21 protein-coding genes and 1 tRNA gene are annotated in these 23730 nt (G+C 65.7%); 6 read left to right on the plus strand and 16 right to left on the minus strand.

Annotation, left to right across the window (positions count from 1 at the left end):
• Positions 1–154: 154 nt before the first annotated feature.
• Both argA and KHO18_RS22880 read left to right on the plus strand, forming a co-directional pair.
• Positions 155–1624, plus strand: a complete 1470-nt coding sequence (argA, locus tag KHO18_RS22875; RefSeq protein ID WP_211943946.1) for an amino-acid N-acetyltransferase — start codon at positions 155–157, stop codon at positions 1622–1624.
• 127 nt (positions 1625–1751) lie between these two features.
• Positions 1752–2024, plus strand: a complete 273-nt coding sequence (locus KHO18_RS22880) for an oxidative damage protection protein (protein ID WP_144200838.1) — start codon at positions 1752–1754, stop codon at positions 2022–2024.
• Positions 2025–2132: 108 nt separating this feature from the next.
• On the opposite strand, the gene rpiA is transcribed toward KHO18_RS22880, so the two are convergent.
• Entirely contained in the window at positions 2133–2819 is a 687-nt protein-coding gene (gene rpiA / locus KHO18_RS22885) for a ribose-5-phosphate isomerase RpiA (RefSeq protein WP_144200840.1), read from the minus strand.
• A gap of 146 nt (positions 2820–2965) precedes the next feature.
• Between rpiA and tal the strand changes: the two genes are divergently transcribed.
• A complete protein-coding gene (gene tal / locus KHO18_RS22890; RefSeq protein WP_211943947.1) occupies positions 2966–3922 on the plus strand; it encodes a transaldolase in 957 nt (318 codons plus the stop codon).
• Positions 3923–3926: 4 nt separating this feature from the next.
• Here the strand turns inward: tal and KHO18_RS22895 are convergent, their stop codons facing one another.
• The 3 genes from KHO18_RS22895 to rnr are packed head-to-tail and all read right to left on the minus strand — an operon-like array spanning position 3927 to position 8064.
• Complete coding sequence (locus KHO18_RS22895; protein WP_186296938.1) at positions 3927–4655, minus strand: SIR2 family NAD-dependent protein deacylase; 729 nt, start codon at positions 4653–4655, stop codon at positions 3927–3929.
• 16 nt (positions 4656–4671) lie between these two features.
• The gene (rlmB, locus tag KHO18_RS22900; RefSeq protein WP_144200844.1) at positions 4672–5415 is read right to left on the minus strand and encodes a 23S rRNA (guanosine(2251)-2'-O)-methyltransferase RlmB; all 744 of its coding nucleotides are present in this window, start codon (positions 5413–5415) and stop codon (positions 4672–4674) included.
• Positions 5416–5457: 42 nt separating this feature from the next.
• Positions 5458–8064: a ribonuclease R gene (rnr, locus tag KHO18_RS22905; protein WP_144200846.1), complete on the minus strand. Its 2607-nt coding sequence runs from the start codon at positions 8062–8064 to the stop codon at positions 5458–5460.
• A 69-nt stretch (positions 8065–8133) separates the two neighbouring features.
• Here rnr and KHO18_RS22910 point away from each other — a divergent pair.
• The 3 genes from KHO18_RS22910 (at position 8134) to KHO18_RS22920 (ending at position 9637) form a co-directional block, all read left to right on the plus strand.
• A tRNA-Leu gene (locus KHO18_RS22910) sits at positions 8134–8220 on the plus strand.
• A 305-nt stretch (positions 8221–8525) separates the two neighbouring features.
• Positions 8526–8963 carry an Rrf2 family transcriptional regulator gene (locus tag KHO18_RS22915; RefSeq protein WP_144200848.1) on the plus strand — a complete coding sequence of 146 codons (438 nt, stop codon included), beginning with the start codon at positions 8526–8528 and terminating at the stop codon, positions 8961–8963.
• Positions 8964–9025: 62 nt separating this feature from the next.
• Positions 9026–9637, plus strand: coding sequence for an NAD(P)-dependent oxidoreductase (locus tag KHO18_RS22920; RefSeq protein WP_211943948.1), 612 nt, complete (start codon positions 9026–9028; stop codon positions 9635–9637).
• A 47-nt stretch (positions 9638–9684) separates the two neighbouring features.
• On the opposite strand, the gene KHO18_RS22925 is transcribed toward KHO18_RS22920, so the two are convergent.
• The 12 genes from KHO18_RS22925 to ispG form a co-directional block, all read right to left on the minus strand.
• A complete protein-coding gene (locus KHO18_RS22925) occupies positions 9685–10254 on the minus strand; it encodes a phosphoribosyltransferase (RefSeq protein WP_144200852.1) in 570 nt (189 codons plus the stop codon).
• A gap of 148 nt (positions 10255–10402) precedes the next feature.
• Positions 10403–11746, minus strand: a complete 1344-nt coding sequence (locus KHO18_RS22930) for an adenylosuccinate synthase (protein ID WP_144200854.1) — start codon at positions 11744–11746, stop codon at positions 10403–10405.
• A gap of 177 nt (positions 11747–11923) precedes the next feature.
• Positions 11924–13075, minus strand: a complete 1152-nt coding sequence (locus tag KHO18_RS22935; RefSeq protein ID WP_211943949.1) for an ATP phosphoribosyltransferase regulatory subunit — start codon at positions 13073–13075, stop codon at positions 11924–11926.
• 164 nt (positions 13076–13239) lie between these two features.
• Entirely contained in the window at positions 13240–14139 is a 900-nt protein-coding gene (gene hflC / locus KHO18_RS22940) for a protease modulator HflC (RefSeq protein WP_144200858.1), read from the minus strand.
• An 11-nt stretch (positions 14140–14150) separates the two neighbouring features.
• Positions 14151–15494, minus strand: a complete 1344-nt coding sequence (gene hflK, locus KHO18_RS22945) for an FtsH protease activity modulator HflK (protein WP_144200861.1) — start codon at positions 15492–15494, stop codon at positions 14151–14153.
• Positions 15495–15612: 118 nt separating this feature from the next.
• Positions 15613–16872, minus strand: coding sequence for a GTPase HflX (hflX, locus tag KHO18_RS22950; RefSeq protein WP_211943950.1), 1260 nt, complete (start codon positions 16870–16872; stop codon positions 15613–15615).
• Positions 16873–17036: 164 nt separating this feature from the next.
• Positions 17037–17276, minus strand: a complete 240-nt coding sequence (gene hfq / locus KHO18_RS22955) for an RNA chaperone Hfq (protein WP_092289682.1) — start codon at positions 17274–17276, stop codon at positions 17037–17039.
• Positions 17277–17486: 210 nt separating this feature from the next.
• A complete protein-coding gene (der, locus tag KHO18_RS22960) occupies positions 17487–18830 on the minus strand; it encodes a ribosome biogenesis GTPase Der (protein ID WP_144200865.1) in 1344 nt (447 codons plus the stop codon).
• Positions 18831–19073: 243 nt separating this feature from the next.
• Entirely contained in the window at positions 19074–20261 is a 1188-nt protein-coding gene (gene bamB, locus KHO18_RS22965) for an outer membrane protein assembly factor BamB (protein ID WP_144200867.1), read from the minus strand.
• 35 nt (positions 20262–20296) lie between these two features.
• Positions 20297–20929 carry a YfgM family protein gene (locus KHO18_RS22970; protein ID WP_211943951.1) on the minus strand — a complete coding sequence of 211 codons (633 nt, stop codon included), beginning with the start codon at positions 20927–20929 and terminating at the stop codon, positions 20297–20299.
• A 91-nt stretch (positions 20930–21020) separates the two neighbouring features.
• Positions 21021–22382: a histidine--tRNA ligase gene (hisS, locus tag KHO18_RS22975; protein WP_144200873.1), complete on the minus strand. Its 1362-nt coding sequence runs from the start codon at positions 22380–22382 to the stop codon at positions 21021–21023.
• A 51-nt stretch (positions 22383–22433) separates the two neighbouring features.
• Entirely contained in the window at positions 22434–23726 is a 1293-nt protein-coding gene (gene ispG / locus KHO18_RS22980; RefSeq protein ID WP_144200875.1) for a flavodoxin-dependent (E)-4-hydroxy-3-methylbut-2-enyl-diphosphate synthase, read from the minus strand.
• Between the last annotated feature and the right edge of the window lie 4 nt (positions 23727–23730).

The following is a 23730-nucleotide window of genomic DNA, read 5'->3' on the forward strand; positions in this document are numbered from 1 at the left end:
GGCTCGCGCCGCTGCTCGGAAGACTCCTGGGGCCGCTGCTCGGGGGGCTGGCCCGCCGGGCGCGCCTCACGGGGTGGACGAGGCGGGCGTGGCGGCCGGGAAACAGGTTTGACGGGGCGTTGTGCTGACATTGGCCGGGATTATAATCCGCGGCATGAACGCCAGAACCTCCAATGCGCAGGCGCCTGCTCCGGCCCCTGTCGCCCCCGACGAAGATGCCCCCGCTGCCCTGAGCGCAGCCCCCCTTCCCGTCGCCGAACCCGCCACGCCCATCCCGTCCGCCACGGCCGCCGCCGAGCTGGCCGAGGCCAGCGGCCCGGACCACCAGCAGTTCGTGGACTGGCTGCGCGCCGTCGCACCCTATATCCACGCCTTCCGCGGCAAGACCTTCGTAATCGCCTTCAGCGGCGAGATGGTCAAGGCCGGCGTGCTCAACGCGCTCGTCAACGACGTGGCGCTGCTGCACGCCATGGGCATGCAGATCGTGCTGGTCTTCGGCTCCCGCCCGCAGGTGGAAGAGCAGCTGGCATTGCGCCATGTGGAATCCCAGTACGCGGACGGCGTGCGCATTACGGACAACGCCGCGCTCGAATGCGCCAAGGAGGCCGCCGGCGAACTGCGGCTGGACATCGAGGCCGCCTTCAGCCAGGGCCTGCCGAACACGCCGATGGCCGGCGCGCAGCTGTCGGTGGTCTCCGGCAACTTCATCACCGCGCGGCCGGTGGGTATCGTCAATGGCGTCGACTACCAGCACACCGGGCTGGTGCGCAAGATCGACTACGACTCGATGCACATGTCGCTCTCGCACGGCAAGGTAGTACTGCTGTCGCCGCTGGGCTTCTCGCCCACCGGGCAGGCGTTCAACCTGTCGATGGAAGACGTGGCCAGCGCCACCGCCAGCGCGCTGAAGGCCGACAAGCTGATCTTCATCACCGAAGTGCCCGGCGTGCCGGACCCGGTGGGCAAGCTGATGAAGGAGATGTCGCTGCGCACGGCCGTGGAGCGGTTGCAGAACAACCACCTGCCGCCGGACGTGGCCTATTACCTCGAACATCTGGTCAAGGCGCTCAAGGGCGGCGTGCCGCGCGCGCACCTGATCCCCTATTCGCTTGACGGCTCGGTACTGCTGGAACTGTTCCTGCACGATGGCGTGGGCACCATGGTGTCCGATACCGACCTGGAAAGCCTGCGGGAAGCCACGCTCGACGACGTGGGCGGCATCCTGCAACTGATTGCACCGCTCGAGGCCGATGGCACGCTGGTGCCACGTGGACGTCACCTGATCGAGCGGGATATCGGCAATTTCTCGGTGATCGAGCACGATGGCGTGCTGTTCGGCTGCGCCGCGCTCTACGAATTCCCGCGCGAGAACATGGGCGAGATGGCCTGCCTGACGGTCTCGGCCGAGGCCCAGGGCACCGGCGACGGCGAGCGACTGCTCAAGCGCATCGAGCGCCGCGCCCGCGCGCTGGGGCTGGACCGGCTGTTCGTGCTCACCACACGCACCGAGCACTGGTTCCTGAAGCGTGGCTTCGTCCACGCCACCGTGGACGACCTGCCCGAGGACAAGCGCAAGCTCTATAACTGGCAGCGCAAGTCGATGGTGCTGATGAAGAAACTGTAACGCCGGCAGGGCCAAGCCCAGCCTTGGCCGGGCTTGGCTACAATAGCGGCCACGCAGCCGCCCAGAACCGGCATCACGAATCGGCGTCCCCTCGCACCACAAAAGCGCCACGAACAAGGAGTTTCACATGGCCCGCATGGTCCATTGCATCAAGCTGAACAAGGAAGCCGAAGGCCTCGACTTCCCGCCGCTGCCGGGCGAACTTGGCAAGAAGATCTGGCAAAGCGTGTCGAAGGAAGCCTGGGCCGGTTGGCTCAAGCATCAGACCATGCTGATCAATGAGAATCGTCTGAACATGGCCGACGCCCGCGCGCGCCAATATCTGCTCAAGCAGACCGAAAAGTACTTCTTCGGCGAAGGCGCCGATGCTGCCGCCGGCTACGTGCCGCCAGCGAACTGATTCGCCAGTCTGGAAAAACAAAAAGGGGTGCTTTATCAAGCACCCCTTTTTCATGGGCGACTGGCTGAGCGGCTCGGGCCGCTCGGGCCGCTCGGGCCATACATCCTATTAGTAGTCCGTGCGTTGCACGCCCTGCTCCGTGCCCAGCAGCAGCACATCCGCGCCACGCAGCGCGAACAGGCCCACCGTCACCACGCCCGGGATCTGGTTGATCTGCTGCTCGATGTCCTTGGGCTGGCTGATGCGCAGCGCCGAGACGTCCAGAATCACGTTGCCGTTGTCAGTCTTGTAGATGCCGCCTTCCTTGGTCATGCGCAGGCGCGGCTGGCCGCCCAGCGCGGCGAGCTTGCGCGCCACAGCGGCACGTGCCATCGGGATCACCTCCACCGGCAGCGGGAAGGCGCCGAGCGTGTCCACGAGCTTGCTGCCATCGGCGATGCAGACAAAGCGGCCGGCCACGGCGGCCACGATCTTCTCGCGCGTCAGCGCGCCGCCGCCGCCCTTGATCATGGCGCCCGAGGCGTCGATCTCGTCGGCGCCGTCCACGTAGACGGGAATCTCGTCCACTTCGTTCAGGTCCAGCACCTGGATGCCGTGCTGCTGCAGGCGTCGCGTGGAAGCCTCCGAGCTGGACACCGCGCCCGAGAAGCGCTCCTTGAACGCCGCGATGGCGTCGATGAAGAGGTTGGCGGTGGAGCCGGTGCCCACGCCGAGTACGGCGCCCTGGGGCACTTCCTGCTTCACGTAGTCGGCGGCGGCTTGCGCCACCAGCGCCTTGAGTTCATCCTGCGTCATGTGAAAACAGCCTGATTGCTTGGGGGGAAACGCGTAGTGTAGCGGATCGGCGTGTGACGGCGGTGTTTCCAACCGTGCCAGCGCCGTTACAATGAAAGCTGACTTCCCAAGCGGGCGGCAACTGACGGAACCGGATGGAACAGATCATGACCGAGCTAGAGCAACTGAGACAATTCACCACGGTAGTGGCCGATACTGGCGACTTCCAGCTGATGAAGCAGTACACGCCGCAGGACGCGACCACCAATCCGTCCCTGATTCTCAAGGCGGTGCAGAAAGCCGAATATCGGCCCCTGCTCGAGCAGGCTGTGCGCGACCATCATGGCAGCGCAGGCCTGGACGCCGTGATGGACCAGCTCCTGATCGCCTTCGGCTGCGAGATCCTGGCCATCGTGCCGGGCCGCGTGTCCACGGAGGTTGATGCGCGGCTCTCGTTCGATACCCAGGCCACCGTGGACAAGGCGCGCCACCTGATCGGCCTGTACGAGCAGCGCGGCGTGGCGCGGGAGCGCGTGCTGATCAAGATCGCCTCCACCTGGGAAGGCATCAAGGCCGCGGAAATCCTCCAGCGCGAGAACATCCGCTGCAATATGACGCTGCTGTTCTCGCTGGTGCAGGCCGTGGCCTGCGCCGAGGCCGGCGCGCAGCTGATCTCCCCGTTCGTGGGCCGCATCCTCGACTGGTACAAGAAGCAGGCCGGCGACAAGTGGGACGCCAACGCCAATGCCGGCGACAACGACCCGGGCGTGCGGTCGGTGCGGCAGATCTACGATTACTACAAGAGTTTCGGCCATGCGACCGAGGTGATGGGCGCGAGCTTCCGCAGCACCGGCCAGATCCTGGCCCTGGCCGGCTGCGACCTGCTGACCATCAGCCCGGAACTGCTCGAGCAACTGGCGGCCGGGCGCGGCACGGTCGAGCGCAAGCTGTCGGTGGAGCAGGCGCAGGCGGCGAATGTGGCGCGCGTCGTGGCCGACGAGCCGGCCTTCCGCTGGCAACTGAACGAGGACGCGATGGCCACCGAGAAGCTGGCCGAAGGCATCCGCCTGTTCGCTGCCGACGCGGTGAAGCTGGAAAAGCTGGTGGGAGAGCTGGCCGCCTAGGCCGCTACCACAGCGCCGGCAGGCATTGCCCTGCTGGCGCCGCCAGCACGAGGTCCGCGGTGGCGTCCAGCGCCGACGGCTGCGGATTGACCACGATCACGAACGCCCCGTTCTCCCGGGCCATGCCCGGCAGCGCCGCCGCCGGGTACACCAGCCCCGACGTGCCGACCACCAGGCACAGATCGCAGGTTTCCGCCGCGTGCTCGGCGCGATAGCGCGCCACGCGTGGCAGATCCTCGCCAAACCAGACCACTCCGGGCCGCATCATCGCGCCGCACAGCGCGCAATGGGGCGGCTCGCCCGGCACCGGCGGCACCGTGTCGCACCGTCCGCAGCCATCCAGCCATTTATTGGCAAACAGGTTGCCGTGCAGCTCGATCACTTGCTGGCTGCCGGCCTGCTGGTGCAATCCGTCGATGTTCTGCGTGACCAGCGTGACCGGTCTCTGGTCGGCCAGCTGCGCCAGTGCGAAGTGCGCGGGATTGGGCTGGGTGGCAGAAACCATCGCCCGGCGGTGCTCGTACCACTGCCAGACCAACGCCGGCTGGCGCCGGTACGCAGCCTCGGTGGCGAGCTCTTCGGGGTCGAAGCGGGCCCAGAGGCCGGTCAGCGCGTCACGGAACGTCGGCACGCCCGATTCCGCCGAGACCCCGGCGCCGGTCAGCACGAAGATCTGGCTGGCCGCCGCGATCCGGTCGCGCGCCTGGGCGAGCAATGCCGCGTCCAGAATCATCGCCGATAGGCCGATGTCAGCGCGGCAGCCGGCGCTGGCGTACCGCTTCGTACAGGCAGACGCCGCTCGCCACCGAGACGTTCAGGCTTTCCACGCCGCCCGCCATCGGAATGCCGACCAGTTCGTCGCAGGTCTCGCGGGTCAGCCGGCGCATGCCCTCGCCTTCGGCACCCATGACGATCGCCATCGGGCCCTTGAGATCCAAGTCGTACAGCGTCTTCTCGGTGCCGTCAGCCGTGCCAACCACCCAGATGCCGCGTTCCTGCAGCTCGCGCAGCGTGCGCGCGAGGTTGGTCACGGTGATGTAGGGCACGGTTTCGGCCGCGCCGCTGGCCACCTTGGCCACCGTGGTGTTCAGCCCGACGCTGCGGTCCTTCGGGGCGATCACCGCGTGCGCGCCGGCGCCATCGGCCACGCGCAGGCAGGCGCCGAGGTTGTGCGGATCAGTCACGCCATCGAGCACCAGCAGCAGCGGCGTGCCTTCGATGCTATCGAGCAGTTCGTCCAGATTGAGTGCCAGCGAGATGTCGTCGGCGCGCGCCACCACGCCCTGGTGGCGATCGGTGCCGGCCATGCCGCGCAGGCGGTCGGCATCCACCGGGTGCAGGCGCACGCTCAGGCTTTCCGCGAGGCGGATAAAGTCCTGCATGCGGCGGTCGCGCCGGTTGGATTCGATATAGATGTCGGACACGCTCTTCGCGTCTTGGCGAAGGCGTGCGTTCACGGCATGAAAGCCGATCAGGAGTTTGTGTTTGGCCATGGCGGGATTGTACCCGCCATGGCCACCCCGGCGCCGCGTGTTTTACCGCTTGCGTGCCGGGCGGGCGGTCTTGGCCGCCGCCTTGGCGGTCCGCTTGGCCGTGGGCTTGCGTGGCTTCTCGAGGTGCGCGGGCTTGGGCTTGGCCGCGCGCTTGGCCGGCTTGCCGCCGGTCTTGCCATGCGGCGCATGGCCGACATGCGGCTTCAGCGGCGTCATCACGGCCTCGAATACCGGCTGCTCCTCGATCACGCGGTCCAGCGTCTCGTCGAACGATTCCTCGGGCTTCGACGTGCCGCCAAGCAGCGCAGCCAGCTGGCGGCCCTTCTTGCGCGCGGGCACCGCGTGGGCGGCCGGCACACGCGGCTGCACCTCGGGTCCCGTCGTGCGGGCGCGCAGCGTCTTGGCCGACGGCTCCTGCACCAGGCGGAAATCGATCTTGCGGGCGTCCAGATCCACGCGCGACACCTGCACGCGCACGCGGTCGGTCAACCGATAGCGGATACCCGTGCGCTCGCCGCGCAGTTCGTTACGCGCCTCGTCGAACTGGAAGTAGTCGCTGCCCAGTTCGGTCACGTGCACCAGCCCTTCGACATAGAGTTCGTCGAGCTGTACGAAGATGCCGAACGAGGTAACCGCGCTGACCGTGCCGGCGAAGTCGCTGCCGAGCTTGTCGCGCATGAAGTAGCACTTCAGCCAGGCTTCCACGTCACGCGAGGCCTCGTCGGCCCGGCGCTCGTTCGCCGAGCAGTGCAGGCCCAGCTCGTCCCAGATCGCCTCATTGCGCTTGGCCCGGGCGGCCGAGTTCTGCGCCTTCTTCTCGGCGTCGGCCGCATTCATGCGGCGCGCCTTGGGCGAGACGGCCGTGTTCAGTTCGGTGCCAGGCGGGAACGCCGGCTGATACTTGGTGTGCGCCAGCACGGCCTTGATCGCGCGGTGCACGAGCAGGTCGGGATAGCGGCGGATCGGGCTCGTGAAGTGGGCATATGCCTCATACGCGAGACCGAAGTGGCCGATGTTGTCGGGGCTGTAGACCGCCTGCTGCATCGAGCGCAGCAGCATGGTCTGGAGCATCGCCGCGTCCGGGCGGGACTTGATCTTGTCCATCACCTCGGCGTAGTCCGATGCCTGCGGCTTGTCGCCGCCGCCCAGTGACAGGCCGGACGTGCGCAGGAACTCCCGCAGATTCTTGAGTTTTTCCTCGCTCGGGCCCGCGTGGATGCGGTACAGCGCCGGATGCTTGAAGCGCTCGAGGAAGTCGGCCGCGCAGACGTTGGCCGTCAGCATGCACTCCTCGATCAGCCGGTGCGCGTCGTTGCGGGTGCGCGGCAGGATCTGCTCGATCTTGCCCTGCGCGTTGCAGACGATGTAGGTCTCGGTGGTGTCGAAGTCGATTGCCCCGCGCTCGCGTCGCGCCTTGAGCAGAACCTGGAACAGCTCGTACAGGTTCTGCAGATGGGGCACCAGGTCGCCGCGCTTGTGCGCCTCGGGACCCTTGGTGTTCGACAGCACGGCCCAGACCTCGTTGTAGGTCAGGCGCGCCTTGGAGTGCATCACCGCCGGGTAGAACTGGTAGCCCTTGAGCTCGCCCTTGGCCGTGATCACCGCGTCGCAGACCATGCACAGGCGGTCCACCTGCGGGTTCAGCGAGCAGAGGCCGTTGGACAGCTTCTCGGGCAGCATCGGAATCACGCGGCGCGGGAAGTAGACCGACGTGGCGCGATCCAGCGCATCGGCGTCCAGTGGCGTGCCGGGGCGCACGTAGTGCGACACATCGGCAATCGCCACGATCAGGCGCCAGCCCTTGGCCCGGCCAATCTTGACCGGCTCGCAGTAGACGGCATCGTCGAAGTCGCGCGCGTCCTCGCCATCGATGGTGACCAGCGGGATGTCGCGCAAGTCGATGCGATGGTCGAGGTCAGCCTCGCGCACCTCGTCCGGCAGCCCCTGCGCTTCCTTGGCGGCGGCCGGCGAGAACTCATGCGGCACGCCGTACTTGCGCACGGCGATCTCGATCTCCATGCCGGGATCGTCGATATCTCCCAGCACTTCCACCACGCGGCCCACTGGCTGCACGTAGCGGTCCGGATACTCGATCAGCTCCACGCTGACCACCTGCCCCACGCGGGCCTTGCCCTGCTGCTTGGGCGGAATCAGGATGTCCTGACCGATGCGCTTGTCCTCGGGCGCTACCACCAGCACGCCGTTTTCGGACAGCAGGCGGCCAATCACATAGCGGTTGGCGCGCTCGACGATCTCGACGATCTGCCCTTCCGGGCGGCCACGGCGGTCGTAGCCCACCACGCGCACTTGCGCACGGTCGTTGTGCATCGCCTTCTGGAGTTCGCGCTCTGGCAGGAAGATGTCGTCCTCGCCGTCATCGCGAATCAGGAAACCGAAACCGTCGCGGTGCCCCTGCACGCGGCCGACGATGAAATTCGGTTGATGGGCCAGCTCGTAGCGGCCCTTGCGGTTCAGTTCGATCTGGCCGTCGCGCTCCATGGCGGCGAGGCGCTTCTGGAAGCCGTCGTGCTCCTTGCGCGTAACGGCCAGGGCCTTGGCGATATCGCCTGCCGATTGCGGCGACCCCGAAGTTCTCAGCACGCCGAGGATTTCTTCCCGGCTAGGGATCGGATAGTTGTTCTGATTCAATTTTTCTGGAAACTATTTGACAAACGTTTTACGGTCGCTATAATGGCGGCTTCGGTTGTTTCGACACCTGCCCAGGTGGCGGAATTGGTAGACGCACTAGGTTCAGGTCCTAGCGGTGGCAACACTGTGGAGGTTCGAGTCCTCTCCTGGGCACCAGGTTTCAGCGAGAAGCCCGCAACGCAAGTTGCGGGCTTTTTGTTTTGCGGCATCGCATTGTTTTTCGCGCTGCCGACGCTGATCCGAGAAACCTGCAAATCCGCACTCCCCTCTATGCCTTTCCGGCTGTGAATTCATTGGCGGCATGGCGCCGTCGATGAGTGTATCAGTTTCAGTGCCGATTCCAGCATTATCCGGCACGATTCGGCCACCCTTGGCGAAAAACAAACGGCAACAATGGCCATTTACCGCGTTGACAGCCCGGACATCTGTAACTATGATGGTTTCACATTGAGATTCGCCCCATGAGTACCAGCAGCCGGTTTGCCGTCGCCGTTCATATCCTGACCCTGCTCGCGCAGAGCGACGGCCCCGTGCCGTCGTCGATGATCGCCGGCAGCGTCGGCACGAACCCGGCACTGATCCGGCGCATGATCGGCGCCTTGACCGACGCGGGATTCGTGACCACCACGATGGGCAGCACCGGCGGCGCCATGCTCGCGCGGCCCGCATCGGCCATTACATTGCTCGAAGTGTTCCGGGCTGTGGAAACACCGTCGATGATCACGCTGCACCAGAGCGCGCCCAACCCGGCCTGCATGGTCGGCCGTGAAATCACCGGGGCGCTGCGCCAGGTGGCAGACCGGGCGCAAGCTGCCATGGACGCCACGCTCGCAGGCATTACCATTGCCGGCATGCTCGAAAATGTCGAACACGCCGCCGCACAGCGCCGCAAGCGCTGATTTTTTTACCTCGATATGTAACCAGTTTAGTTTCATATCGCCACTACAAAGGGGCAACAACCATGAAGATCGCCATCATCGGCGCCACCGGCAACGTGGGCACCCGCCTGACCGACGAAGCACTGCGCCGCGGCCACACCGTGACCACCCTCGCCCGCCAGGCCAGCAGCCTGCCGGACCGCGCCGGCGTGACAGCACGCAATGTAGATGTGGCCGACGGCGCTGCCCTGGCCGCCGCCCTGACGGGCCACGATGCCGTCATCAGCACCGTGCGGTTCCTGCAAGCCAAGGCGCCGCAGATCGTCGATGCGGTGAAGGCCGCTCGGGTCGAGCGCTTGCTGGTAGTGGGTGGCGCGGGCAGCCTGTTCGTGGCGCCCGGCGTGCAACTGGTCGATACGCCGACGTTCCCGGCCCAGTACAAGGACGAGGCCGCTGCAGGTCGTGACTTCCTGAATGCGCTGCGCGGCGAGACCGCGCTGGCGTGGACGTTCCTGTCACCCTCCGCCCTGTTCCTGCCGGGCGAACGCACGGGCAATTTCCGCCTCGGCGGGGAGGAACTGCTGGCCGATGCGGCTGGCAAGAGTTCGATCTCGATGGAGGACTACGCGATCGCCATGCTCGACGAGATTGAAGCGCCGGCGCATGTGCGCCGGCGCTTCACGGTCGGCTACTGAGTCCGGATCGCGGACGGCGCAGCCGACGCGGCGATGGCTCGGCCGGCTCAGGCCGCCGAGTCGTCGTCCAGCAGCGAGGCACGCTTGCCGCGCTTGAGCCAGGCGGCCAGGTTGTGCGGACGCAGCGTGTCGTATTCCTCGAACGGCTGGTGGATCCAGGGGTTCGACGGCAGGAACGTCACGTGGTAATCCGGCTCCACCTTCGAACAAGCCTTGTACCAAAGCACGGCCGAGCGCACGTCGGTCACGGCCGGGTAGCGCTCCTTCAGGTGGCGGCCCACGCGCTCCAGGGTCACGCCCGAATCGACAAGGTCATCCACGAGCAGGATCTTGCCTGACAGCTCGCCGCGCGTCATCGTGATGTATTGGGCGATGTCGAGATCGCCCTGCTGCGTGCCGGCTGCCTCGCGGTATGAACTGGTGGCCAGGATGGCCAGCGGCACGTCGAAAATCCGCGACATCTGGTCGCCCACGCGCAGGCCGCCGCGCGCCAGGCACAGGATCTTGTCGAACTTCCAGCCCGACTCGTGCACGTTCAGCGACAGCCGCGCAATCAGGCGGTGGTAATCATCCCAAGAGACCCACAGGTTCTCTTCGTCATTGGTAGGCAGGTTCATGATCTGTTCTTCTCTCAGGTCAGGTCTCTGGTCGATGACCGATAGACAAAGCCGATAAAGCTTCGGCCCGCATTACGCGGGCCGATTGGCTTGGTGAGGCCGCGGCACTCGTGGCGCCGCGGTCATGCTCACAGGTAATACCGATACGTCAGGCCACCTGGTACGGGTGGCGCAGCAGGATCGTTTCGTCGCGGTCCGGGCCGGTCGAGATCATGTCGATCGGAATGCCGACCACTTCCTCGATCCGCTTCAGGTACACGCGGGCCGCCTCGGGCAGCGCGTCCCACTGCTTTACGCCGAAGGTCGATTCGTTCCAACCCGGGAATTCCTCGTACACCGGCACGCAGGCGGCCACGGCGTCCGAGCCGCGCGGCAGGATATCGACGGTCTTGCCGTCGAGCTCGTAGCCTACGCACAGCTTGATCGTTTCCAGGCCGTCCAGCACGTCGAGTTTGGTCATGCACAGGCCCGACACGCCGTTAATCTGCACCGAGCGCTTCAGCGCGGCGGCGTCAAGCCAGCCGGTGCGGCGCGGACGGCCGGTCACCGAGCCGAATTCCTTGCCGACGTTGGCCAGACGCACGCCCACGGCGTCCTGGCGCGCGGGGTTGTCGTTGTCGTACAGCTCACTCGGGAACGGGCCCGCACCAACGCGCGTGCAGTAGGCCTTGGTGATACCGAGGATGTAGTTCAGCCGGCCCGGGCCGACGCCCGCGCCCGCGGCGGCCGCACCGGCCACGCAGTTGCTCGACGTGACGAACGGATACGTGCCGTGGTCCACGTCCAGCAGCGTGCCCTGCGCGCCTTCGAACATCAGGTTGCCGCCGTTCTCGTTCACGGCATACAACTCGGCCGACACGTCCGCCACCATCGGCTTCAGGCGCGGCGCGTATGCCAGCATCTCGTCGAGAATCTGCTGGTAATCCACGGCCTCGGCGCCCAGGTACTGGGTCAGCATGAAGTTGTGGAATTCCACGTTCTCGCGCAGGCGCTCGGCGAAGTGCTTCGGATCGAACAGGTCCTGCACGCGCAGCGCGCGGCGGGCAACCTTGTCTTCGTACGCCGGGCCGATGCCACGGCCGGTGGTACCGATCTTGGCGGCGCCACGGCGCGCTTCACGAGCCTTGTCGATGGCCACGTGGTAGGGCAGGATCAGCGTGGCGGCTTCGGAGATGCGCAGGCGGTTCTGTACCTGCAGCCCGGCGGCCTCGAGTTCCTCGATTTCACGGAAGAGTGCCTCGGGCGACAGCACGACGCCGTTGCCGATGTAGCAGACGGTGCTCTCGCGCATGATCCCGGACGGGATCAGTCGCAGGATGGTCTTCTTGCCGCCGATGATGAGCGTGTGGCCAGCGTTGTGGCCGCCTTGGAACCGCACCACGCCTTTTGCATGATCGGTAAGCCAATCGACGATTTTCCCTTTGCCTTCGTCACCCCACTGGGTTCCGATCACGACGACATTGCGTCCCTGGCCTACTGCGGATGCGGACATGTTGAATTGGTCAGAAGGTTAAAAACGTATTCTACTCTCGTTGCCGGACGGTTCCCGATTTTCGGGCGCACGTATGACACCGCGACAGCGATTTTGCGCCGAAAAAAGGCGCAAAAAGTCACATGGAGAGCGGAGGAAAATGCCGGAACGCGTCGTGCGCACCGGCGGAATCGGGTGTTAGCGCGGCACCACCACCCAGGCATCGCCCTGACGAACCAGCTGCCGGTCGCAGTTGAATTCATCGAGCTCATGAGTATGGCCGGGCAGCGACTGAATCACGATCTCGCCAGTCGCGCGCAAGGACGCGATGGTCGTGCGCAGGCCGGGATCCGCGTCCCACGGGGCATAGATCGCCAGGGCGCGGACTTCCACCGGCGACAGCGCCGCCACCTCGCGCAGATCGAGCGAGAAGCCGGTAGCCGGACGCGCGCGGCCGAAGGCCTCACCCACCTTGTCGTAGCGGCCGCCACGGGCCACGTAATTGGGCAGACCCGCCACATAGGCCGTGAACATCACGCCGCTGTGATAGTGGTAACCGCGCAAATCGGACAGGTCGATGTTCACGCTGGCACCACGCACCTGCGCGGCCAGTGCCGACAGTTCGTCCAGCGCGCGGCCGATGGCCGGGCTGGCCGGCAGCGTCGCACGGGCGCGCGCGATCACCTCGATGCCGCCGTAGAGCGTCGGCAGCGCCAGCAGCGCGTCACGTTCGGTCTGGGGCAGCCCTTCGGTCAGCACGCGCAGTGCGGGCACGTCCTTGGTCTCCAGCGCGGCGAACATCGCGTCCTCGATCTTGCGGATCGACGGGAGCCCATCCAGCAGCGCCTCGAGGATGCCGGCGTGGCAGAGGTCCAGCCGCACGTTGGTCAGCCCGGCGGCCTCAAGCGCAGCCAGCATCAGTTCCTGGATCTCGACGTCCGCCTCCAGGCCGGCATGGCCGTAGATCTCGGCGCCGATCTGCAGCGGCTCGCGCGTGGCATGGAAGCCGGCCGGGCGCGCGTGCAGTACGTTGCCGGCGTAGCACAGGCGCGTCACGCCAGGACGATTCAGCAGGTGGGCGTCAATGCGCGCCACCTGCGGCGTGATGTCCGCGCGCAGGCCCATGGTGCGGCCCGACAGTTGATCCACCAGCTTCAGCGTGCGCAGGTCCAGGTCATGCCCGGTACCGGTCAGCAGCGACTCCAGGTACTCGAGCATCGGGGGCATGACCAGCTCGTAGCCATAAGTGCGGAACAGGTCCAGCATGCGGCGGCGCAGTTCTTCGATCTTGCGCGCTTCCGACGGCAGGACGTCGGCAATGTTTTCGGGCAGGAGCCAGTGGTTGGACATGGTGAATCTCTTCTCTGAAAAACGGTTTCAGGCCGGCTGGTCTGACCGGCCGGCCTGGCTGTCCGGCGCGGACGGCGGCGCACTTCGGCGTGGCCCCTCCAGCCGGACAAAACCCCGGGCGGGCCGGGGTTTTGTCGAACGCACGCGAGTCTGCGCGTGCCGCCCTACTTCTTGCCTGCGGGCGCGGCAGCCTGGCTGCCGCCAGACGAGCGCATATAGCGGAAGAAGTCGGAATTGGGCTCCAGCACCATCACGTCGCGCTTGTCGCGGAACGTGTTGCGATAGGCCTCCATGCTGCGCCAGAACTGCGCGAAGCTCGGATCCTTGCCAAAAGCGTCGGCATAGATCTGCGATGCCTTGGCATCGCCCTCGCCCTTGACCACCTGGGCGTCGCGATACGCCTCGGCCAGCAGCACCTCGCGCTGGCGGTCGGCATCGGCGCGGATCTTCTCGCCCTCGGCTGCACCGGTGGAACGCAGCTCGTTGGCCACGCGCTTGCGCTCGGCCTCCATGCGGCGGTACACCGACTCGCTGATCGCAGGCAGCAGGTCCACGCGCTTCAGGCGCACGTCGAGAATCTCGACGCCCACCGACTGCGCGTACTCGGACATGCCGGCACGAATGTTCTGCATCACCTTCTCGCGCTCTCCGGCCACCACGTCGGCCACGGTGCGCTTGCCGAACTCCTCGCGTGCCACGGAGTCGATCCGTTGCGTCATGCGATCCTGGGCACCGCGCACGTTGCCGTTGAACGCCACGAAGAACTTGCGCGGGTCGGTGATGCGCCATTTGACGAACCAGTCCACCACCATGCTCTTCTTCTCGGCGGTCAGGAAACGCTCGCTGGCAGCGACGTCGATAGTCTGCAGGCGGCGGTCCATGAAGACTACGTTCTGCAGCGGCGGCGGCAGCTTGAAATGCAGGCCGGGCTCGCGCACCACCTGCTTGATCTCGCCGAACGCGAACACCACGGCATACTGGCGCTGGTCGACCACGAACAGCATCGACGACACCACGGCCAGCAGGATGAAAAGGCCAATCGCAAAGGAAATCAGTCGGTTCATGACGGGTCTCCTCAGCGCGAATCGCGGTCGCGGTTGCGCATGCCTTCGCGCGACCGGATGTCGGTGCCAGCCTCCGGCACGGGCGGCGCGCTCGTGCCTGGCGTCGGCGCGGGCGTAGCGGCGGTGCCCTGAACCTGCGACATCAGCTTGTCCAGCGGCAGATACAGGAGGTTGTTGCCGCCCTTGGCGTCAATGAGGATCTTGTTCGTGTTGGCGTAGATCTGCTGCATGGTTTCCAGATAGATGCGATCACGCGTCACCTGCGGCGCCTTCGCGTATTCCGTCTGCACCGAGCGGAAGCGGGCCGCGTCACCCTCAGCCTGCGCCACCACACGGGAGCGGTAGCCCTCGGCCTCTTCCTTGAGGCGGGCCGCCGTACCCTTGGCACGCGGCAGGATGTCGTTGGCGTACGACTGGCCCTCGCTGATCGCACGTTCGCGATCCTGGCTGGCCTTGTTCACGTCATCGAACGCGGCCTGCACCTGTTCGGGCGGCTGCACGCTCTGCACGTTGACCGAGATCACGCGGATACCGGTCTTGTACGCCGACAGGATCGCCTGGATCGACTTGGCCAGCGACTGCGCGATCTCCTCGCGGTTCTCGTACAGCACCGCATCCATCTTGTTACGGCCCACGATCTCGCGCACCGACGTTTCGGCGGCCTGCGTCACGAGTTCCTCATCGCCACCGCGGTCGGTCTTGTTGAAGAACAGGAATTCGCCGGCGTCCTGGATGTCGTACTGCACCGTGAAACGGACGTCGATGATGTTCTCGTCCTGCGTGAGCATCGACGAGTCCTTGAGGTTGCTGTCCTTGATCGACGTGGCGCGGCCGACTTCCACCGAACGCACGTTCGACAGGTTGACCACCTCGGCCGACTGCACCGGCCAGGGCATGCGCCAGTTGATACCGGGGCCGGTCGTGTACTTGAACTTGCCGAACTGCAGGATCACGGCGGTCTGGCCTTCCTGCACCATGAAGAAGCCGCTGGCCAGCCAGATACCGACCACGGCCGCCACGATCACGCCCATGCCGATGTTCGAGCCCTTGCCCGGCGTCCGGGGGCTGTTGCCGAAGTTCGGGCCACCGCCGCCATTGTCCTTGCGGCCCAGCAGGCCGTTCAGGCGGCGGTTGAAGTCGCGCCACAGCTCGTCGAGGTCGGGCGGGCCGTCCTGCGGCCGCTGGTTCTGCTGGCGATTCTTATCCTTGTCCTTGTCTTCATCGTCCTGACCGTTACGGCCCCAGCGGGGATCGTTCAGCGAGAAGATGGCGCGCAGGCGCGACCAGCCTGCAGGATGCAGGGCTTGGCTGCCTGGCACGGAGCGCGAGTCAGGATTCCGTTGGAACAGGGGCATGAAGTGCACGGGTCCGGGAAGTTTGGAACAGGGGGATTCTAGCAGCCATCTTGATCACTTTTGCTCAAAATCCCCAATCGGGTGGCGAATCTCGTCGAACAACAATGAGATTGCCTGCTTAATTCGCGCGTGGAGGGTCCGAATCGGGGCTATCGGGGCCTTGGGCGCCCTCCCAGCCGTCCTGATCGAACACGGCATCGTCGGCCAACGCCGGCACCTCGGCCAGGCGCGGGTCGTACGGCGCCGGCGCATCCGGTTGCTCGGCCAGCCAGCGCGCCACGTCCACGATGGCCTCGCGCAGCGCATCGAGCCCCATGCCCTCGCGGGCGGACAGGAACACGCGCTTTGGCACGCCATCCTCGTCGCGCTCCACGCGCGGGCCCTGCTCGAGCAGCTCGGGCGCGGCATCGATCTTGTTCATGACGACGATCTGCGGGATGTCCGAGGCGTTGATCTCGGCCAGCACACGGTTGACCTGTTCGATCTGCTCGTGACGGACCGGACTGGAGGCATCCACTACGTGGAGCAGCAGGTCGGCGTGCACGGTCTCGTCCAGCGTGGCGCGGAACGCCGCCACCAGTTGCGTCGGCAGGTCGCGGATGAAGCCAACCGTATCCGACAGCACCACATTGCCCAGCCCCTCAAGGAACAGTCGGCGCGACGTCGTATCGAGCGTGGCAAACAGCTGGTCAGCCGCATAGGCGCGCGCCTTGGTCAGCGCGTTGAACAGCGTGGACTTGCCCGCGTTGGTGTAACCCACCAGCGAGATGCTGAGCGTGTCATTGCGCGCGCGGGCACGGCGCTGGGTGTGGTGCTGGCGCTGGAGCCGCGACAGGTCGGCTTTGAGCCGCTTGGCGCGGTCATCGAGCATCCGGCGATCCAACTCCAGCTGGCGCTCGCCGGGCCCGCCGCGCATGCCGATACCGCCCTTCTGCCGCTCCAGGTGGCTCCATGCACGAACCAGGCGCGACGCCTGGTACTGGACCTGAGCGAGTTCCACCTGCACCTTGCCGACGTGGCTTTGCGCACGCTGGCCGAAGATGTCGAGGATCAGGCCGGTTCGGTCGATGACATGCCGGTTCAGGAATCGCTCCAGATTCCGCTGCTGGGCGGGACTGAGCGCATGGTTGAACACGACGATGTCGGCGTCGAGCGCGTCAGCCGCCTCCTTGAGTTCTTCCGCCTTGCCGGAACCGATGAACAGCGCCGGGTCGGGACGCGCGCGCTTGCCCGTCAGTGTATGCACCGGCAGCGATCCGGCCGTGGAGGTCAGCAGCGCCAGTTCGGACAGGCTTTCCTGGAAATCATGCTTGCCGAAATCCACGCCCACCAGGATGGCGCGAGACGGATCGGTATTGGAGGTAGCTCTGGGTTGCAAGCGGGAGGACGCGAAGCGCCTGAAGGAGAAACGGTTGTTAATACAATGGCCGGCTGCGGCAACGTGTCGCGGCGGATGGCACCATCCGCGTGGGACGGCACTGAAGAGGGAAGGCACGGTGCTGCGGCCGCATCGCGATACGGCCGGCAGCGAGAGAGGAAGTATCAGCCCTCGGGGGAGTCATCCACGCGGAAGTTGACCGCGCGCGCAGGCACGACGGTGGAAATTGCATGCTTGTAAACCATCTGCGTCACGGTGTTACGCAGCAGGACGACGTACTGGTCGAACGACTCGATGTTGCCTTGCAGCTTGATGCCATTGACGAGGTAGATGGAAACCGGCACGTGCTCTTTGCGCAGCGCGTTCAGGAACGGGTCTTGTAGCAATTGCCCTTTGTTGCTCATGGCACACTCCAAATTTATAGATTTAGTGATGGATGATGGGGACAAAAGTCCCCGGTTCAAGTCAGTTGGCGCAAAACCGCGCCAGAAAAAAGATCAAAACGGTACCAAGCTGGCATCAACGAGCAGGGCTTCCCCTGCTACCGTGAATTTAGCCTCAGTTCCAAACGAACGCAAACGAAACTTGGCCGCGAAGAAAGGCACGGTTGCGCCTCATTCCTTCGAGTCGGCGTACGGGTTTTTGTTCGTACGAAATTCGATGCGCAGCGGTGTGCCCTTGAGCTTGAACGCTGTCCGGAAGCGGTTTTCCAGATAGCGCCGATAGGTCTCGGCCACACCTTGCAGCGCGTTGCCGTGCACCACGATGATCGGCGGATTCGAGCCGCCCTGGTGCGCGTAGCGCAGCTTGGGGCGCGACGCGCCCACGCGCTTGGGCTGCTGGAACTCCACCGCTTCGGCCAGCACACGGGTCAGCTGCGGCGTGGGCAGCTTGACCATCGCGGCGGCGTACGCCTCGTCCACCGAGCGCAGCAGCGCACCGATGCCGGTGCGTTCCCGCGCAGACACGAAGTGGAAATTCGCGAAGCTCAGGAACTGCAGCTTGCGCTCCAGGTCGTGCTTGATGCGGTCACGCGTGTGGCCGTCCAGCCCGTCCCACTTGTTCACGCCCACCACCAGCGCCCGGCCGGATTCGACGATAAAGCCGGCGATGTGCGCGTCCTGCTCGGAAATATCCTGCTGGGCGTCGAGCAGCAGGATGACCACGTTGGCGTCGGCAATCGACTGCAGCGTCTTGACCACCGAGAACTTCTCGATCGCCTCGAACACCTTGCCGCGCTTGCGCAGGCCGGCCGTGTCGATCAGCGTGTACGGCTTGCCGCCCCGCTCGAATTCCACGTAGATCGCGTCACGCGTGGTGCCCGGCATGTCGAACGCGATCACGCGCTCCTCGCCGATCAGCGTGTTAACCATCGTGGACTTGCCCACGTTCGGGCGCCCCACGATGGCGATCTTCACGCCGCGATGGCTCTCATCCGTCTGTTCGGCCAGCTCCGGACGCTCCTGCACCGCCAATTCCAGCGCCTCGTCCACGAGTTCGCTCACGCCGTCGCCGTGCGTGGACGAAATTGCATAGGGGTCGCCCATGCCAAGTTCGTAGAAATCCGCGGCCACCGAGGTGTACTTCATGCCCTCGGCCTTGTTCACGGCCAGCATGATGCGCCGACCGGTCTTGCGCAGGTAGTCGGCAATCACGCGGTCCTGCGGCGCCAGGCCCAGGCGGCCGTCGACCAGGAAGATGACCACGTCGGCCTCCACCACGGCCTGGCGCGTCTGCTTGGCCATCTCGGCCACGATGCCTTCCTTGGCCACGGGTTCGAAACCACCCGTGTCGATGACGATGAACGGACGCTCGCCGATGCGGCCTTCGCCGTAGTGGCGGTCGCGCGTGAGACCCGGCAGGTCAGCCACGAGGGCGTCCCGGGAGCGGGTCATGCGATTGAATAGCGTCGACTTGCCCACATTCGGGCGTCCGACGATTGCGATAACTGGTTTCATGCAATAAACGGAAACGGGGGGCGGCAAATGCCGTCCCCCGGCAACTCCGGAGTCATGTTGATCCGACAACCATAGCGCGAATCACCGCGCGGCTGGCCGTATTCCCTGAAATGGGGCTTCCTGTCGGGCGCGGAACCGGGGCGAATCGCCACCTTCCGCAGTTGCTGCACGACCAGGGATCATGCTACCGGATTGGCGCCGGCCGTGCGACAGGGGCACGGCCAGGCTTGCGTGCGCTGGCGATCAGTTCGGTACGAAACCGAAGATATCGCCGTCGCGGGTCTGAACGACCAGCGTCTGGCCGGCCACGACCGGCGCTGCGCTGACGGCGCTGCCGTCGGTCTTCATGCGGGCCACGATCTGCCCGTCCTCACGGGACAGGAAGTGGACAAAGCCCTCGAAATCCCCCACCACCACCGAACGGCCGAGCGCGATCGGCGCGCCCAGGCTGCGATAGCGGAGCTGGTCGTTCTTCCAGCGCTCGTTGCCGTTGGAGCGGTCGAACGCGAAAAGGGTCGAGGTTTCGTCGCTGGCGAACAGCGACGTGTCATCCTGGGCCAGCCCGGTCGGCGAGGAGAAGTCCTTGCCCCACTGCGGCTGGCCGTTGGCCAGTTCCAGGCACGACACACGGCCCTGGAAGGTCGTGGCGCACACCTGGCGGCCATTGACGGCCGGCACGCCGGTCACGTCGTTGAGGCGTTCGATCTCGGACACGCCCTTCGGGTACGACACCGTGCTTTCCCAGCGCAGCACGCCGTTGCCGGGTGCCAGCACGCCGAGCTTGCCGCCCGGGAAGCCCATGACGATGCCGTCGCCGGCATAGACCATGCCCATCGCGGCGCGCAGGTTCAGCGGGGTCTGCGAGCGCTGGTAGATCCAGCGGCGGTCGCCGGTCTGGGCGTCAAGGCCGATCACGCGCGTGTCGGTCGTGCGCACGACCACCAGGCCGTTGCCGACCAGCGGCGCCGACAGCACCTCGCCGTTGACCTGCTTCTTCCAGAGCTGCTTGCCGCTGGTGTCGAAGGCGTAGATCGCGCCCTTCTCACCTGCCACGGCCGTCACCGAACCGTCCGAGCCGGGGCCCGAGGTCAGGTCGAGGTCGGTCTTGGCCTTCCAGAGCGTACGTCCCGAATTGCCTTCCAGCGCCAGCACGGTGCCGCCGTTGGACGACACGTATACATTATTACCAGCCGCCACCGGGGCCATCACGTACGGGCCGCTCTTGCCCACGTCGGCCTTCCAGGCCTGTTTGACCGACAGCGTGGCCGAAATCGGCTTCAGCTCGGTGGGCGGATGCTTGTTTTCCTTGCCGAACAGCGAGCAGCCAGCCAGCGCACTCACGCAGGCGCCGGCGACCACCACGCGGGCGACACGGCGAGACACTACGGGAGACAGCGAACGGATGGCGGCGGCGCGAAGCAATGACGTCATAGGGATGCGATCCTAAGGATTATTCGATGTGCCGCTTAGGCCGTGCCCAGCGCGTCGAGCTTGAACTGGATGATCTGGCGCATGCCGCCCTCGTCGGCGCTCAGCTTCTCCAGCGCCGTGCGGTACGCGGTGCGGGCATCGTCGCGCTTGTCCTGCGCAGCCAGCAAGTCGCCCCGGCGGTCGGCAAACAGTGCCTCGAACTGGGCGGGCGGCGTGTCCTTCAGCAGCGCGAGGCCCTGGTCGTACGCCTTCTCGTCGAGCAGCACGCCGGCCAGGCGCACCCGCGCCAAGGGGGCGTACTCATCGCCACCATGGTCGACGGCCCACTGCAACTGCGTCTTGGCCCCGGCCAGGTCGCCCGCGTCGTACAGCACCTTGGCTGCGACGAGCGCGCTCATCGGACCATAGGCCGTGCGGCCGAACTTATCCTCGAGGTCGGTGGCGGCGCGCTTCACGCGGTCCACGTCGCGCGCCTCGGCAGCCTTGGTGACCTGCTCGTACAGCAGCGCGGCATCGCGCGCCTGGACGCGCTGCCAGTAGTTCCAGCCGCTCCAGGCCGCGAAACCGAGCAGCGCGGCAATCACGATCCACGTGACGATGTTGCCATACTGGTTCCACCAGGCCTTCAGGCTCTCAAGCTGTTCCTGTTCTTCTAGATCGTAAGCCATGTCTCGCAAGCCATGTCGCGGCAGTTACCCGCAAAGGTTGATAAGTCTGGCCGTCCCCGGGATCGGCCAGGCTGGATACCGCTGAATCCGCTTATTGTTCGTCTTCCGCGTCGCCCGCGGTGTCAGACTCTGTCGCGTTGACCATCGCGTCGATGATGTGGTCCACCACCGCTTCGGCCGCAACGCTCGTCTGCGGGCCGCCGTCGCCGGCGTTGCCGCCGCGCAGTTGCTTGACCTGCATCACGCCGGCCGCCACTTCGTCGTCGCCAATAATAACGGCAAAGGATGCCCCACTTGCGTCGGCGCGCTTCATCTGCGACTTGAAGCTGCCGCTCTTGCCATCCGGCGTGGCATGCACCACCACGTCCAGCCCGGCGTCGCGCAGCCGCTCGGCCACGATGATGGCCTGCTGGCCAGCCGCCTCGCCCTGGTGCACCAGGTAGACGTCGCAACCCGGCGCTTCCGGCGCGAGCTTCTCCTCGCGCATCAACTCGATGATCCGCTCGATACCCATCGCCCAGCCGCAGGCCGGCGCGGGCTTGCCGCCCATCTGCTGGATCAGCGGGTCGTAGCGGCCGCCGCCGGCAATGGTGCCTTGGGCACCGAGCTTGTCCGTGATCCACTCGAACACGGTCAGGTTGTAGTAATCGAGCCCACGCACCAGGCGCGGATTGATCTTGAACGGGATGTTGTTGGCCTTCAGCAGGCGCTGCACGCCCTCGAAGTGGGCCAGCGATTCCTCGCCCAGGAAGTCGATCAGCTTGGGCGCGTTGGCGGCCATTTCCTGCAGCGCCGGATTCTTGGTGTCCAGCACGCGCAGCGGATTCGTGTAGAGGCGGCGCTTGCCGTCCTCGTCAAGGATGTCCTGGAAGCCCTCGAGGTACTTGATCAATTCCTCGCGGTGGGCCGCGCGCTCATGCGCCTGGCCCAGCGAATTGAGTTCCAGCCGCACGTTGACCAGGCCCAGGTCGTCCCACAGGCGCTGGCACATCAGGATGATCTCGGCGTCCACGTCGGGGCCGGCAAAGCCAAGCGCCTCGGCCCCAAGCTGGTGGAACTGGCGATAGCGGCCGCGCTGCGGACGCTCGTGGCGGAACATCGGGCCGGTGTACCAGAGGCGCTTCGGGCCGTCGTAAAGCAGGTTGTGCTCGATGGTCGCGCGCACCGCCGCCGCCGTGCCTTCCGGACGCAGCGTCAGGTTCTCGCCGTTCAGCGCATCGGTGAAGGAATACATTTCCTTCTCGACGATGTCCGTCACTTCGCCAATGCCACGGACGAACAGCTGCGTATGCTCGACGATCGGCGTGCGGATCTGCTGGTAGCCGTAGGCACGCAGCATGCTGCGCGCGGCGTTCTCGAACATTTCCCACAGCGGGGCGTCGGCGGGCAGCATGTCGTTCATGCCCTTCACGCCCTGCAGTGCCTTGACGGCCTTCGTCTTCTCTTCGCTCATATCCGTTTCGTTACCTGCGGTGTTGCCTGCCTGGCTGCGATGCAGCCGGGTTCAGGCCACCGATTCTTGTACTTGCTGCGTGGCGCCGGGACCATAGTGCGTGCGCACGTACTCGTCCACGATGGCCTGGAATTCCTCGGCGATGCGTTCGCCGCGCAGCGTCTTTACCTTCACGCCATCGACAAACACCGGCGCTGCCGGCGACTCGCCTGAGCCCGGCAGCGAGATGCCGATATTGGCATGCTTGCTCTCGCCGGGGCCATTCACGATGCAACCCATCACGGCTACATCCATTTCCTCGACGCCCGGATACGCAGTCTTCCACGTCGGCATCTGCTCGCGCAGATACGACTGGATGCTGGACGCGAGTTCCTGGAACGTGGTGCTCGTGGTGCGGCCGCAGCCCGGGCACGCAATCACCATCGGCGTGAAATTGCGCAGCCCCATGGTCTGAAGGATTTCCTGCGCCACGTAGACTTCCTTCTCGCGCGCCGCGCCCGGTTCCGGGGTCAGCGAGATGCGGATGGTGTCGCCAATGCCTTCCTGCATCAGCACCGACAGCGCGGCCGTCGAGGCCACGATGCCCTTGCTGCCCATGCCAGCTTCGGTCAGGCCCAGGTGCAGCGCGTATTCACAGCGGCGGGCCAGCTCGCGGTACACCGCGATCAGATCCTGCACCTGCGAGACCTTGCACGACAGGATGATCTGGCTGCCCGGCAGGCCGATTTCCTCGGCCTTCTGCGCCGACTCGATCGCCGACGTGATCAGCGCCTCGACCATCACGCTCTGCGCGCCCCAGGGCACGGCACGGGAGGCGTTCTCGTCCATGATGCGCGCGAGCAGATCCTGGTCCAGGCTGCCCCAGTTCACGCCGATGCGCACCGGTTTCTCATAGCGGCAGGCCAGTTCGATCATTTCGGCGAACTGCTTGTCGCGCTTGGCGCCCTTGCCGACGTTGCCCGGGTTGATGCGGTACTTCGACAGCGCCTTCGCGCAATCCGGGTACTCGTGCAGCAGCGTGTGGCCGTTGTAGTGGAAGTCGCCGACCAGCGGCACGTCCACACCCATGCGGTCCAGCTGTTCGCGGATGGCCGGCACGGCGGCGGCGGCCTCGGGCGTGTTCACCGTGATGCGGACGATCTCGGACCCGGCGCGCGCCAGTTCCTTGACCTGGATCGCGGTACCGATAGCATCGACCGTGTCCGTGTTCGTCATCGACTGCACGCGGACCGGTGCGCCACCCCCTACGGTGACAATATTGTCGCCCCACACCACGCGCGCCTGGCGCGACTGCCGGCGCGGCAACGGACCCGGCAGAACCGGCTGAGAAGCCTTCTCGTTCATAGCG

Source organism: Cupriavidus campinensis (assembly GCF_905397395.1).
Taxonomy (GTDB): Bacteria; Pseudomonadota; Gammaproteobacteria; order Burkholderiales; family Burkholderiaceae; genus Cupriavidus; species Cupriavidus campinensis.